The organism is Pseudomonas aphyarum (genome assembly GCF_028657055.1).
Lineage (GTDB): Bacteria > Pseudomonadota > Gammaproteobacteria > Pseudomonadales > Pseudomonadaceae > Aquipseudomonas > Aquipseudomonas aphyarum.
The window spans coordinates 21,038-33,332 of record NZ_JAMDGS010000014.1 but is presented as its reverse complement, the minus strand read 5'-3'; the positions used below and the strand labels follow the sequence as shown (position 1 = coordinate 33,332).

General features: G+C 61.1%; 13 protein-coding genes and 1 pseudogene. 10 read left to right on the top strand and 4 right to left on the bottom strand.

Going from position 1 to position 12,295, the window contains the following annotated elements; all coding sequences use genetic code 11:
• The first annotated feature begins 5 nt into the window (after window positions 1-5).
• The 3 genes and pseudogenes from dut to argB all read left to right on the top strand — a co-directional run bounded on the left by dut (window position 6) and on the right by argB (window position 3,025).
• Entirely contained in the window at window positions 6-461 is a 456-nt protein-coding gene (gene dut / locus M5G18_RS20915) for a dUTP diphosphatase (protein ID WP_007954445.1), read from the top strand.
• 257 nt (window positions 462-718) lie between these two features.
• Window positions 719-2,095, top strand: a pseudogene (locus tag M5G18_RS20910) (phosphomannomutase/phosphoglucomutase); the annotation flags it as partial.
• 24 nt (window positions 2,096-2,119) lie between these two features.
• Entirely contained in the window at window positions 2,120-3,025 is a 906-nt protein-coding gene (gene argB, locus M5G18_RS20905; protein ID WP_007954443.1) for an acetylglutamate kinase, read from the top strand.
• A 69-nt stretch (window positions 3,026-3,094) separates the two neighbouring features.
• On the opposite strand, the gene pyrE is transcribed toward argB, so the two are convergent.
• Window positions 3,095-3,739 (bottom strand): orotate phosphoribosyltransferase, encoded by a 645-nt coding sequence (pyrE, locus tag M5G18_RS20900; protein WP_007954442.1) that lies wholly within the window; start codon window positions 3,737-3,739, stop codon window positions 3,095-3,097.
• Window positions 3,740-3,821: 82 nt separating this feature from the next.
• On the opposite strand from pyrE, the gene M5G18_RS20895 reads away from it, so the two are divergent.
• The gene (locus tag M5G18_RS20895; RefSeq protein WP_007920349.1) at window positions 3,822-4,601 is read left to right on the top strand and encodes an exodeoxyribonuclease III; all 780 of its coding nucleotides are present in this window, start codon (window positions 3,822-3,824) and stop codon (window positions 4,599-4,601) included.
• Window positions 4,602-4,664: 63 nt separating this feature from the next.
• Here M5G18_RS20895 and M5G18_RS20890 read toward each other — a convergent pair whose 3' ends face one another.
• On the bottom strand, window positions 4,665-5,033 hold the full coding sequence (locus tag M5G18_RS20890; RefSeq protein ID WP_039765199.1) for a DUF4870 domain-containing protein: 369 nt from the start codon (window positions 5,031-5,033) through the stop codon (window positions 4,665-4,667).
• A gap of 29 nt (window positions 5,034-5,062) precedes the next feature.
• A complete protein-coding gene (gene rph, locus M5G18_RS20885) occupies window positions 5,063-5,785 on the bottom strand; it encodes a ribonuclease PH (protein WP_003229494.1) in 723 nt (240 codons plus the stop codon).
• A gap of 267 nt (window positions 5,786-6,052) precedes the next feature.
• On the opposite strand from rph, the gene M5G18_RS20880 reads away from it, so the two are divergent.
• The 6 genes from M5G18_RS20880 (at window position 6,053) to M5G18_RS20855 (ending at window position 11,362) form a co-directional block, all read left to right on the top strand.
• Complete coding sequence (locus M5G18_RS20880; RefSeq protein ID WP_273896050.1) at window positions 6,053-6,916, top strand: YicC/YloC family endoribonuclease; 864 nt, start codon at window positions 6,053-6,055, stop codon at window positions 6,914-6,916.
• A 12-nt stretch (window positions 6,917-6,928) separates the two neighbouring features.
• A complete protein-coding gene (gene gmk / locus M5G18_RS20875) occupies window positions 6,929-7,549 on the top strand; it encodes a guanylate kinase (RefSeq protein WP_003229498.1) in 621 nt (206 codons plus the stop codon).
• Between the two features lie 168 nt (window positions 7,550-7,717).
• Window positions 7,718-7,981 (top strand): DNA-directed RNA polymerase subunit omega, encoded by a 264-nt coding sequence (gene rpoZ, locus M5G18_RS20870; protein WP_003229503.1) that lies wholly within the window; start codon window positions 7,718-7,720, stop codon window positions 7,979-7,981.
• Window positions 7,982-8,038: 57 nt separating this feature from the next.
• Window positions 8,039-10,144 carry a bifunctional GTP diphosphokinase/guanosine-3',5'-bis pyrophosphate 3'-pyrophosphohydrolase gene (gene spoT / locus M5G18_RS20865; RefSeq protein WP_007954439.1) on the top strand — a complete coding sequence of 702 codons (2,106 nt, stop codon included), beginning with the start codon at window positions 8,039-8,041 and terminating at the stop codon, window positions 10,142-10,144.
• A gap of 24 nt (window positions 10,145-10,168) precedes the next feature.
• Entirely contained in the window at window positions 10,169-10,549 is a 381-nt protein-coding gene (locus M5G18_RS20860) for a RidA family protein (RefSeq protein ID WP_003229509.1), read from the top strand.
• Window positions 10,550-10,621: 72 nt separating this feature from the next.
• Window positions 10,622-11,362 (top strand): putative periplasmic lipoprotein, encoded by a 741-nt coding sequence (locus M5G18_RS20855; protein ID WP_273896049.1) that lies wholly within the window; start codon window positions 10,622-10,624, stop codon window positions 11,360-11,362.
• Between the two features lie 63 nt (window positions 11,363-11,425).
• Here the strand turns inward: M5G18_RS20855 and M5G18_RS20850 are convergent, their stop codons facing one another.
• Complete coding sequence (locus M5G18_RS20850; protein ID WP_273896048.1) at window positions 11,426-12,283, bottom strand: SDR family oxidoreductase; 858 nt, start codon at window positions 12,281-12,283, stop codon at window positions 11,426-11,428.
• Window positions 12,284-12,295 lie beyond the last annotated feature (12 nt).

The window sequence follows — 12,295 nt, the reverse complement described above, 5'->3', positions numbered from 1 at the left end:
TTTACATGCACGCTTTGCAAGCCAAGATCCTCGATCCACGCATCGGTACCGAATTCCCGCTGCCGCAATACGCCACACCGGGCTCCGCCGGCCTCGACCTGCGCGCCATGCTGCAAGAGGACATCGTGATCAAACCGGGTGAAACCGTGCTGATTCCGACCGGTCTGTCGGTCTACATCGGCGATCCGAACCTTGCCGCGCTGATCCTGCCGCGCTCGGGCATGGGCCATAAGCACGGCATCGTGCTGGGCAACCTCGTCGGTCTGATCGACTCCGACTACCAGGGCCCGCTGATGGTCTCCTGCTGGAACCGTGGCCAGACCGAATTCACCATGCCGGTCGGCGAGCGTCTGGCGCAGCTGGTGCTGGTGCCGGTGGTGCAGGCGCACTTCGAAATGGTCGAAGAGTTCGTCGAGACCGAGCGCGGCGCTGGCGGTTTTGGCCATTCCGGCACCAAGTGATTGGTTTTGTGGCGAGGGAGCCTGCTCCTTCGCCATAAAAATACGCAGATTCATCTGGAAGCTTTACCGCTGAAAATCAAGGTATTGGCAGGCCAAAGCCACGCCGGACAAGGCGTCATGGCCCTTTCACACCACGAACTCTCTGTGAAAACCGCCGTCATACCCTTCAGTTTGAGCTTGCCGTCGAATGAATCGTCGGTGTGTCCAGCCACTTTCGAGATGGAGCAATTTCGCAGATGAGCACCCCCGCCCAAGTCGCCCCGAAGCTTCCCGACAGCATCTTCCGCGCCTACGACATTCGCGGCACCGTGCCGGAATTCCTCAATGCCGAAACCGCCTACTGGATCGGTCGCGCCATTGGCTCCCAAAGCCTGGCCCAGGGCGAACCGAACGTGTCCGTTGGCCGTGACGGCCGTCTGTCCGGTCCGGAACTGGTTGCAGAGCTGATTCGCGGCATCGCCGAAAGCGGCTGCCATGTCAGCGACGTCGGCCTGGTGCCGACGCCTGCGCTGTACTACGCCGCCAACGTGCTGGCCGGCAAATCCGGCGTGATGCTCACCGGCAGCCACAACCCGTCGAACTACAACGGCTTCAAGATTGTGATCGCCGGCGACACCCTCGCCAACGAACAGATCCAGGCCCTGCACGAGCGCCTCAAGACCGGCAACCTGAGCAGCGGCACGGGCAGCGTGACCCAGGTCGAGATCCTCGACCGCTACAACACCGAAATCGTCCAGGACATCAAACTGGCCCGGCGCCTGAAAGTCGTGGTCGACTGCGGCAACGGTGCGGCCGGCGTGATCGCCCCGCAACTGATCGAAGCGCTGAACTGCGAAGTCATCCCGCTGTTCTGCGAAGTCGACGGCAACTTCCCGAACCATCACCCGGATCCGGGCAAGCCTGAAAACCTCGTCGACCTGATCGCCAAGGTCAAAGAAACCAAGGCTGACATCGGCCTGGCCTTCGACGGCGACGGCGACCGCGTCGGCGTGGTGACCAACACCGGCACCATCGTGTTCCCGGACCGCCTGCTGATGCTGTTCGCCCGTGACGTGGTGGCGCGCAATCCGGACGCGGAGATCATCTTCGACGTCAAATGCACCCGTCGCCTGATCCCGCTGATCAAGGAATATGGCGGTCGGCCGCTAATGTGGAAGACCGGTCACTCGTTGATCAAAAAGAAAATGAAACAGTCCGGCGCACTGCTGGCCGGCGAAATGAGCGGGCACATTTTCTTCAAGGAACGCTGGTTCGGTTTCGACGACGGCATTTACAGCGCCGCACGGCTGCTGGAAATCCTCAGCAAGGAAAAATCTTCGGCCGAGGAGCTGTTCGCGACCTTCCCGAACGATATTTCCACGCCGGAAATCAATATCCATGTGACCGAAGAGAGCAAATTCAGCATCATTGATGCACTGCACGATGCGCAGTGGGGCCCAGGCGCCGACCTGACCACCATTGACGGCGTGCGGGTCGACTACGCCAAAGGCTGGGGCCTGGTGCGCGCGTCCAACACCACACCGGTGCTGGTGCTGCGCTTCGAGGCCGATGACGAGGCTGAATTGCAGCGCATCAAGGCTGTGTTCCATGCCCAACTGAAACGCGTTGCACCTGATCTCCAACTACCGTTCTGATTGCTGATTCACCCGGAGCCCTGAATGACCCTCGAACGCGATGCCGCCGCCAACACTGCCAAGGTCCTGTCCGAAGCGCTGCCTTACATCCGCCGATACGTCGGCAAGACCCTGGTGATCAAATACGGCGGCAACGCGATGGAAAGCGAGGAGCTGAAAACCGGCTTCGCCCGCGACATCGTGCTGATGAAGGCCGTGGGCATCAACCCGGTGGTCGTGCACGGCGGTGGCCCGCAGATCGGTGATCTGCTCAAGCGCTTGTCGATCGAAAGCCACTTCGTCGACGGCATGCGCGTCACCGATGCCGCGACCATGGACGTGGTGGAAATGGTCCTCGGCGGTCAGGTCAACAAAAGCATCGTCAACCTGATCAACCGTCACGGCGGCAGCGCCATCGGCCTGACCGGTAAAGACGCCGGGCTGATTCGTGCGAAAAAGCTCACCGTCACCCGCCAGACCCCGGAGATGACCCAACCGGAAATCATCGACATCGGCCATGTGGGCGAAGTGGTCGGGATCAACACCGAACTGCTGAACCTGCTGGTCAAAGGCAACTTCATCCCGGTGATCGCGCCGATCGGCGTGGGTGAAAACGGCGAGTCGTACAACATCAACGCTGACCTGGTGGCCGGCAAGGTTGCCGAAGCGCTAAAAGCCGAGAAGCTGATGCTGCTGACCAACATCGCCGGCCTGATGGACAAGTCGGGCACCGTACTGACCGGCCTGAGCACCCAGCAGGTCGACGACCTGATCGCCGACGGCACCATCTACGGCGGCATGCTGCCGAAGATCCGCTGTGCACTGGAAGCGGTTCAGGGCGGCGTGGGCAGCTCGCTGATCATCGACGGCCGCGTACCGAACGCGATCCTGCTGGAAATCTTCACCGACACCGGTGTGGGTACGCTGATCAGCAATCGCAAGCGTCCGTAAGCCGTAGCGCAAACAAAAAGACCCCGCTCAGCCTGGCTGAGCGGGGTCTTTTTTTGCCTGAAGCTGCGATCAGACGCCGAACTGGGCGCGATAGGCTTCAACGGCTGGCAGGTGCTGCTTGAGCTGCGGATCGTCAGCCAGGAACTCCAGCACCTGGTTCAGCGACACGATGCTGATGACCGGGATGCCGAAATCGCGCTCGACTTCCTGGATGGCCGACAGCTCGCCATTGCCGCGCTCCTGACGGTTCAGGGCGATCAGCACGCCGGCAGCCTTGGCGCCGTCCTGGGAAGCGATGATCTGCATCACTTCACGGATCGCGGTGCCGGCGGTGATCACGTCGTCGATGATCAGCACTTCACCGGTCAGCGGTGCGCCGACCAGGCTGCCGCCCTCGCCGTGGGCCTTGGCTTCCTTGCGGTTGAAGCACCATGGCAGGTCACGGTTGTGGTGTTCGGCCAGCGCCACGGCAGTGGTCGCCGCCAGCGGGATGCCTTTGTAGGCCGGGCCGAACAGTACGTCGAACGGAATACCGCTCTCGGCGATGGCTGCGGCGTAGAAACGCCCCAGCTGCGCCAGCGCGGAACCCGAGTTGAACAGGCCGGCATTGAAGAAGTAAGGACTGGTGCGCCCGGACTTCAGGGTGAACTCACCGAAGCGCAAAACGCCGCGATCGATGGCAAAACGAATGAAATCGCGCTGATACGCTTGCATGAAAAAAACCCCAAATACCACGGATTTAGCTAATTAGCTTGACGCCGTGTATCATACACGCACGCGATTTTTGGGGCCATTTATGCGGATCATCAGTGTGAACGTCAATGGTATTCAGGCTGCAGTCGAGCGCGGTTTGCTCAGTTGGCTGCAGGCACAGAATGCCGACGTCATCTGCCTGCAGGACACCCGTGCCTCCGCCTTTGAACTGGACGACCCAGCCTTCCAACTGGATGGCTACTTCCTTTATGCCTGCGATGCTGAAGTCCCTGCCCAAGGCGGTGTGGCTTTGTATTCGCGGTTGCAACCGAAGGCTGTCATCAGCGGTCTCGGATTCGAGACGGCCGACCGCTACGGGCGCTACCTGCAAGCAGATTTCGACAAAGTCAGTATTGCCACCTTGCTGCTCCCTTCGGGGATGAACGGCGATGAGGACTTGAACCAGAAGTTCAAGCTCATGGACGACTTCGGCAAGTACCTGGACAAACAGCGGCGCAAACGTCGCGAGTACATTTATTGTGGCTCGCTGTACGTCGCGCAGCAGAAGCTCGACATCAAGAACTGGCGCGACAGCCAGCAATCCCCGGGTTTCCTGGCGCCGGAACGCGCCTGGATGGACGAGATTGTCGGCAACATGGGCTACGTAGATGCCCTGCGCGAAGTCAGCCGCGAAGGCGACCAGTACAGCTGGTGGCCGGACAACGAACAGGCCGAGATGCTGAATCTGGGCTGGCGCTTCGACTACCAGATCCTGACCCCGGGCCTGCGGCGCTTCGTGCGCAGCGCACGCCTGCCGCGTCAGCCGCGGTTCTCGCAGCACGCGCCGCTGATCGTCGACTACGACTGGACGCTGACCATCTAAGCGGCCTTTCGCAGACACAAAAAAACCGACATCACTGTCGGTTTTTTTGTGGGCGATCGTTCGTTATTTGATCAACCGCCAGGTGAACGGATAACGGTACGGGAAACCTTCGTTGGCTTTCACCCCGCCGATAATCGTCAACACCAGCGCCGCAATGGCCAGCAGGCCGAACAGCACGAACCCGATAAGCAACAGCATCAAGACAAAGCAGACCATCGAGGCAATCGCCACGGTGATCTGAAAATTCAACGCTTCCTTGCCCTGCGCATCGATGAACGGATCGGTCTCGCGCTTCATCTGCCACAGGACCAGCGGCCCGATCAGCGTGCCGAACGGAATCCAGATCCCCAGCAAGGCGGACAAGTGACAAAACATGGCCCATTGGCGAACCTCCTGGCTCGGCTTGGGCAGCAACTCTTGCTCATCACTCATCGCGTCCTCCTTGCGGGTTACAAACCTGCTCAGTCGGCCAGTGCAGCCTTTTGCAGTTCGAAGATCTCGTTCATGCCTTTCTTGGCCAGCTCCAGCATCGCGTTCAGCTCTTCAGGCTGGAACGGCGCGCCTTCGGCGGTGCCCTGCACTTCGATGAAACCACCGGTGCTGGTCATCACCACGTTGAGGTCGGTCTCGGCGGCGGAATCTTCAAGATAGTCCAGATCCAGCACCGGCTCGCCCTGGTACATGCCCACGGAAACAGCGCCGATCATTTGCTTGAGCGGGTCGCCGCCTTTCAGGCCGCCACGCTTCTTGATCACTTTCAGCGCATCGACCAGCGCAACCATAGCGCCGGTGATCGATGCGGTGCGAGTGCCGCCGTCAGCCTGGATCACGTCGCAGTCGACGTACAGGGTGACGTCGCCCAGCTTGGACATGTCCAGCGCGGCGCGCAGGGAACGGCCGATCAGGCGCTGGATTTCCAGGGTACGACCGCCCTGCTTGCCACGGCTCGCTTCACGCTGGTTACGCTCGCCGGTGGCGCGCGGCAGCATGCCGTATTCGGCGGTCAGCCAACCCTGGCCCTGGCCTTTGAGGAAACGCGGCACGCCGTTTTCGACGCTGACGGTGCAGATGACTTTGGTATCACCGAATTCGACCAGTACGGATCCCTCGGCGTGTTTGGTGTAGTTGCGGGTAATGCGGATCGAGCGGAGCTGATCGGCAGCGCGACCACTTGGACGTTTCATAGGAGATACCTGTACTGGGGACGGAAAACTGCGGAGCATTATAGAGCCGCGCACCGCGCCTGGGCACTCGTTAAAAAATCCGGCCGACGACCGAAGGCCCTGAAACGCGCTTCGCCGACGGCCTGCAGCCCTTTGTCACACCGTGTGTTTGGGCGCATCTGCCGCACTGCGCTACAATCCTGCGCCTTTGCTGCCAGTCGGCTTAAATTCATTGATATCGAGCTGCGGAGCTTCAATTCGCGCCGATCTGTATCGCGAGGTCACCCCATGGTGCACAGCATGACCGCCTTCGCCCGCGTCGAAAAAGCCGGCGTTCAGGGCACCCTGAGCTGGGAGCTGCGCTCGGTCAACAGCCGCTACCTGGAACCCCACTTGCGCCTGCCGGAGTCGTTTCGCGACCTCGAAGGCGCCGTCCGCGAAGCCCTGCGCCAGGGCCTGTCGCGCGGCAAACTGGAATGCACCCTGCGCTTCACCGAGGAAAGCACCGGCAAGCCACTGCAAGTGGATCGCGAGCGCGCTGCGCAACTGGTCGCTGCCGCTGAAACCGTCGCCGGCCTGATCAAGAACCCGGCCGCGCTGAACCCGCTGGAAGTGCTGGCCTGGCCGGGCGTACTGGTGGCCGACGCCAGCGACCCGCAGGCGCTGAACGCCGAGGCCCTGGCTCTGTTCAATCAGGGCCTGAAAGACCTCAAGGCCGGCCGCGAGCGCGAAGGCGCGGAGCTGGCACGCCTGATCAACGATCGCCTGACCTCCATCGAGGAAGACGTGGTGACCCTGCGCGAACTGGTTCCGCAGATGCTCGCCACCCAACGCCAGAAAGTCCTCGACCGTTTCGCCGACATGAAGGCCGAGATGGACCCGCAGCGTCTGGAACAGGAAATGGTCATGCTCGCGCAAAAGAGCGACGTGGCCGAAGAACTGGATCGCCTGAGCACCCATATCATCGAAGTTCGCCGGGTGCTGAAATCCGGCGGTGCCGCCGGCCGGCGCCTGGACTTCCTGATGCAGGAGCTCAACCGCGAAGCCAACACACTGGGCTCCAAGGCCTTCGACCCGCGCAGCACCCAGGCGGCGGTCAACCTCAAGGTGTTGATCGAGCAGATGCGCGAACAAGTGCAGAATATTGAGTAAGGCTACCCCGACATGACCCACAGCACCGGCACCCTGTACATCATTTCCGCCCCTTCGGGCGCGGGCAAGAGCAGTCTGGTCAAGGCCCTGACCGACGCCAACCCGGAAATCCGCGTCTCGATTTCCCACACCACCCGCGCCATGCGCCCGGGCGAAGTGGACGGCGTGAACTATCACTTCGTGACCCGCGAAGAGTTCGTGAAGATGGGCGAGCACGGCGACTTCCTGGAACGCGCCGAAGTCTTCGGCAACTTCTACGGCACCTCGCAAAGCCGTCTGCAGCAGACCCTGGACGAAGGCCACGACCTGATTCTGGAAATCGACTGGCAAGGCGCCGAGCAAGTGCGCAAGCTGATGCCGCAGGCCCGCTCGATCTTCATTCTGCCGCCATCGTTGCAGGCCCTGCACCAGCGCCTGACCAACCGTGGCCAGGACAGCGACGAGATCATCGACGGCCGGATGCGCGAAGCCGTCAGCGAGATGAGCCACTACGTCGAATACGACTACCTGATCATCAACGACGATTTCGCCCACGCGCTGGACGATCTGAAAGCGATTTTCCGCGCCAATCAGCTGCAACAGAAACGCCAACAAGTGCGTTTCGGCAAATTGCTGGCGGAATTGCTGGGCTGAAACAGCACTTCCCAAAACCGCCGCAAGGGCTTTACATTGGCACTTGCAGCGCGTTGAAGAGTCTGGTCAAAAAATCAGCGCTTCCCTAATCGCTGGTGATTTTTTAAACTGTTGAGTCCGCTCGCCCAACCGGGCAGCGCGCATATTGCATTCGCTCCGAGGAATACCATGGCCCGCGTAACCGTTGAAGACTGCCTAGAACACGTGGAAAACCGCTTTGAGCTGGTCATGCTCTCTACCAAGCGTGCCCGTCAACTGGCCACCGGCGGCAAAGAGCCCCTGGTTCAGTGGGAAAACGACAAACCGACCGTAGTTGCGCTGCGTGAAATCGCTGAAGGCCTGATGAGCTACGAGTTCATCGCCGAGCAGGAAATCGTCCACGAAGACCCTGTCTTCGCTGCGTTCGAGGACGAGTCCAACGAGGCCGTCTAAGCCTATGCCTGGTCGACGTAGCACGGCGCGGGATCACAGCCTACGGCAGGAGACATCATGCCGAGCATAGACGCCCTCGCCGATCGCTTATCGACCTACCTCGGCAATGACCAGGTCAACCTGGTCCGCCGAGCGTATTTCTACGCCGAACAAGCCCACGACGGCCAACGCCGCCGCAGCGGCGAGGCGTACGTCACGCATCCTCTTGCCGTGGCGAATATTCTTGCCGACATGCACATGGACCATCAGAGCCTGATGGCCGCGATGCTGCATGACGTGATCGAAGACACCGGTATTGCCAAGGAAGCGCTGCAAGCGCAGTTCGGTGAAACCGTGGCCGAACTGGTCGACGGGGTCAGCAAACTGACCCAGATGAACTTCGAGACCAAGGCCGAAGCCCAGGCTGAAAACTTCCAGAAGATGGCCATGGCCATGGCGCGCGACATTCGCGTGATTCTGGTCAAGCTCGCCGACCGCCTGCACAACATGCGCACGCTGGAAGTGCTGTCCGGCGAAAAACGCCGACGCATCGCCAAGGAAACCCTCGAGATCTACGCACCCATCGCCAACCGATTGGGCATGCACGCGATCCGCATCGAATTCGAAGACCTCGGCTTCAAGGCGATGCACCCGATGCGTTCCGCGCGGATCTACCAGGCGGTCAAGCGCGCCCGGGGCAACCGCAAGGAAATCGTCAACAAGATCGAAGAATCCCTTGGCCACTGCCTCGCCATCGACGGCATCCAGGGTGAAGTCAGCGGTCGTCAGAAACACCTCTACGGCATCTACAAGAAAATGCGCGGCAAGCGTCGGGCCTTCAACGAGATCATGGACGTCTATGCGTTCCGGATCATCGTCGACAAGGTCGATACCTGCTACCGCGTGCTGGGTGCTGTACATAATTTGTACAAACCGTTGCCAGGGCGCTTCAAGGATTACATCGCGATCCCCAAGGCCAACGGCTATCAGTCGCTGCACACCACGCTGTTCGGCATGCACGGCGTACCGATCGAGATCCAGATCCGCACCCGCGAAATGGAAGAGATGGCCAACAACGGCATCGCCGCCCATTGGCTGTACAAATCCAGCGGCGACGAGCAGCCGAAAGGCACCCATGCCCGCGCCCGCCAGTGGGTCAAGGGCGTGCTGGAGATGCAGCAACGTGCCGGCAACTCGCTGGAATTCATCGAGAGCGTGAAGATCGACCTGTTCCCGGACGAGGTCTACGTGTTCACGCCCAAAGGCCGGATCATGGAGCTGCCCAAAGGCTCCACGGCGGTCGACTTTGCCTACGCGGTACACACCGACGTCGGCAACAGCTGCATCGCCTGCCGGATCAACCGCCGTCTCGCGCCGCTGTCCGAACCGCTGCAAAGCGGCTCCACGGTCGAGATCGTCAGCGCCCCCGGCGCACGGCCGAACCCGGCGTGGCTCAACTTCGTGGTCACCGGCAAGGCGCGCACGCACATCCGCCATGCGCTGAAACTGCAACGCCGCTCCGAATCCATCAGCCTCGGCGAACGCCTGCTGAACAAGGTGCTCAACGGCTTCGACAGTGCGCTGGAACAGATTCCGGCCGAACGCGTAAAGGCGATGCTCACCGAGTACCGCCTCGAGCTGATCGAAGACCTGCTCGAAGACATCGGCTTGGGCAACCGCATGGCCTATGTCGTGGCGCGCCGCCTGCTCGGCGAAGGCGAACAACTGCCAAGCCCGGAAGGCCCGCTGGCGATTCGCGGCACCGAAGGCCTGGTCCTCAGCTACGCCAAATGTTGTACGCCGATCCCGGGCGACCCGATTGTCGGTCACCTGTCGGCGGGCAAAGGCATGGTCGTGCACCTGGACAACTGCCGCAACATCAGCGAAATCCGCCATAACCCGGAAAAATGCATCCAGCTCTCGTGGGCCAAGGATGTCACCGGCGAATTCAACGTCGAACTGCGCGTCGAGCTGGAACACCAGCGCGGCCTGATCGCCCTGCTGGCCAGCAGCGTCAACGCAGCCGACGGCAATATCGAGAAAATCAGCATGGACGAACGCGATGGTCGCATCAGCGTCGTCCAACTGGTGGTCAGCGTCCACGACCGTGTGCACCTGGCCCGCGTGATCAAGAAACTGCGCGCCCTGACCGGGGTGATCCGCATCACCCGCATGCGTGCATAACCACCCCATTACAAGGAGTCATTCATGACCAAAACCGTTATCACCAGCGACAAGGCCCCGGCCGCCATCGGTACTTACTCTCAGGCGATCAAGGCCGGTAACACCGTTTACATGTCGGGTCAGATTCCCCTCGATCCAAAAACCATGGAACTGGTCGAAGGCTTCGAAGCCCAGACCGTCCAGGTGTTCGAGAACCTGAAAGCCGTGGCCGAAGCCGCCGGCGGTTCGTTCAAGGACATCGTCAAGCTGAACATCTTCCTCACCGACCTGAGCCACTTCGCCAAGGTCAACGAGATCATGGGCAAGTACTTCGACCAGCCGTACCCGGCGCGCGCCGCCATCGGCGTGGCAGCCCTGCCAAAGGGTTCGCAGGTTGAAATGGATGCCATTCTGGTCATCGAGTAATGCGCACGGCGCGGCCTCAGACGCCGCGCCGACTGCTCTGCGGTAAAGAAAAGGTTTTGAAAGGATTCCACCATGCGCAAAGCGCTTGCTCTCTCGCTGCTCGCCATTTTCCTCGGCGGTTGCGCCAGCAACCCTGCCGACCGTGACATCAGCGGCACCTGGATCAATCAGGTCGCCATCGATGCCGCTGCCAAGGGCGGCCCCCTGCGCGAAGCGCTTCAGGCTTACGGCCCGAACCTGGAGTGGGACGTCAACACCAAGGCCAATCAGGCCCGCTACACCAACGGTTTCGAAAACGTCGAAGGTCGCTTGCTCGGCGAACAGTCCGGCGCCTGGAAAGTCGATTTCTATGGCAGCTCCGCCAGCGAGCTGAAACGTGACGGCGGCCAACTGCAACAAGCTGCCAACGAAAACGAACCGGAACAGGTCTTCGACCGCGCACAGATTCCGGTGCCGGAAGGCGCACCGATCGGCGCCAGCTTCGAACGCGCGCTGTATTCCGCTTATCTGGGCGGCAACTGGACGATCACCAGCGGCCAGGGCGAAGGCGCCACCGTGCAATTCCAGGCTGACGGGCAAGTCTCCGGCCTGCCGGGTGCCGACCGCTATGCGCTGTGCCTCGCCGGCGATTGCGCGTCGATGAGCAGCGGCAACGACAGCATGTGGCTGCAGCAGAACGGCCAGGGCAACAACTGGATCTTTGTGCGCAAGGGCAAAGAACTGGAAATCCTGCAGGCCGTGAACACCGCGCTGGCGGACGAACAACCGCAGTTCACCCCGGGTGAGCGCAAGTGGTTGCTCGAGAAGCAGTGATCGGCGCTTGAGACAAAATAGGCGGGAGCAACCATTTGCTCCCGCCTTTTTTACGCCTGAAGATCAGCAGCGCCCCTCAAGAATCGCGGCATACCCCTCGCGATAACTCGGATACTTCGGCACCCAACCCAGCGCCTTCGCCAGGGCATTGCTGCAACGCTTGCTGCCGGTGCGACGCACGCTCTCATCTTCCGACCATTCGGTGACACCCAGATACTCACGCAGCCACGCGACCACTTCGGCCAGCGGCGCTGGCGCGTCGTCCACGCCGATATAGATGTCATCCAGCGCCCCGCCTTTGCGAGCTGCTTCCAGCAGAAACGCCATCAACCCCGCCGCGTCATCGGCATGGATGCGATTGCCATACAACGGTGGATCGACCGCCACGCGATAACCCCGACGCACCTGGGTCAGCAGCCACTCACGACCGGGGCCATAAATACCCGTCAGGCGCACGATACTCGCCGGTATGCCGCTGTTGAGCGCAACCTGCTCGGCCTCCAGCATCACCCGACCGGAATAACCCGCAGCGACGGTTTCGGATTTTTCATCAACCCATTCGCCGTTCTGCTGGCCATAAACACTGCTGCTGGAAACGAACAGCAGCCGCTCAGGCTCCTGACCGTAATCGTTCAGCCAACCCAGCACATGCTGCAAACCCTGCACATACGCCGCGCGATAACCGGCCTCATCGTGATCGGTGGCCGCCGCGCTATACACCAGATAATCGATAGCACCCACCGGCCAGGTCTCGGGGCAATCCTCATTGAACAAGTCACCGGCCACACCGATAACGCCGTCCGGCAAACGTGAAATATCACGGCGCAGGCCATAAACCTGGAAGCCGGCAGCCAGCAATTGCGTGGCCAGACGGCTGCCGACATCACCGCAACCGGCGATCAAAACAGAAGGCGCGGACATCAAAAATCTCCC

Bases quoted from the DNA above. Each gene is read 5' to 3' on its own strand.
- dut (WP_007954445.1), top strand. From the start codon at position 6: ATGCACGCTTTGCAAGCCAAGATCCTCGATCCACGCATCGGTACCGAA.
- argB (WP_007954443.1), top strand. From the start codon at position 2,120: ATGACCCTCGAACGCGATGCCGCCGCCAACACTGCCAAGGTCCTGTCC.
- pyrE (WP_007954442.1), bottom strand. From the start codon at position 3,739: ATGCAAGCGTATCAGCGCGATTTCATTCGTTTTGCCATCGATCGCGGC.
- M5G18_RS20895 (WP_007920349.1), top strand. From the start codon at position 3,822: ATGCGGATCATCAGTGTGAACGTCAATGGTATTCAGGCTGCAGTCGAG.
- M5G18_RS20890 (WP_039765199.1), bottom strand. From the start codon at position 5,033: ATGAGTGATGAGCAAGAGTTGCTGCCCAAGCCGAGCCAGGAGGTTCGC.
- rph (WP_003229494.1), bottom strand. From the start codon at position 5,785: ATGAAACGTCCAAGTGGTCGCGCTGCCGATCAGCTCCGCTCGATCCGC.
- M5G18_RS20880 (WP_273896050.1), top strand. From the start codon at position 6,053: ATGGTGCACAGCATGACCGCCTTCGCCCGCGTCGAAAAAGCCGGCGTT.
- gmk (WP_003229498.1), top strand. From the start codon at position 6,929: ATGACCCACAGCACCGGCACCCTGTACATCATTTCCGCCCCTTCGGGC.
- rpoZ (WP_003229503.1), top strand. From the start codon at position 7,718: ATGGCCCGCGTAACCGTTGAAGACTGCCTAGAACACGTGGAAAACCGC.
- spoT (WP_007954439.1), top strand. From the start codon at position 8,039: ATGCCGAGCATAGACGCCCTCGCCGATCGCTTATCGACCTACCTCGGC.
- M5G18_RS20860 (WP_003229509.1), top strand. From the start codon at position 10,169: ATGACCAAAACCGTTATCACCAGCGACAAGGCCCCGGCCGCCATCGGT.
- M5G18_RS20855 (WP_273896049.1), top strand. From the start codon at position 10,622: ATGCGCAAAGCGCTTGCTCTCTCGCTGCTCGCCATTTTCCTCGGCGGT.
- M5G18_RS20850 (WP_273896048.1), bottom strand. From the start codon at position 12,283: ATGTCCGCGCCTTCTGTTTTGATCGCCGGTTGCGGTGATGTCGGCAGC.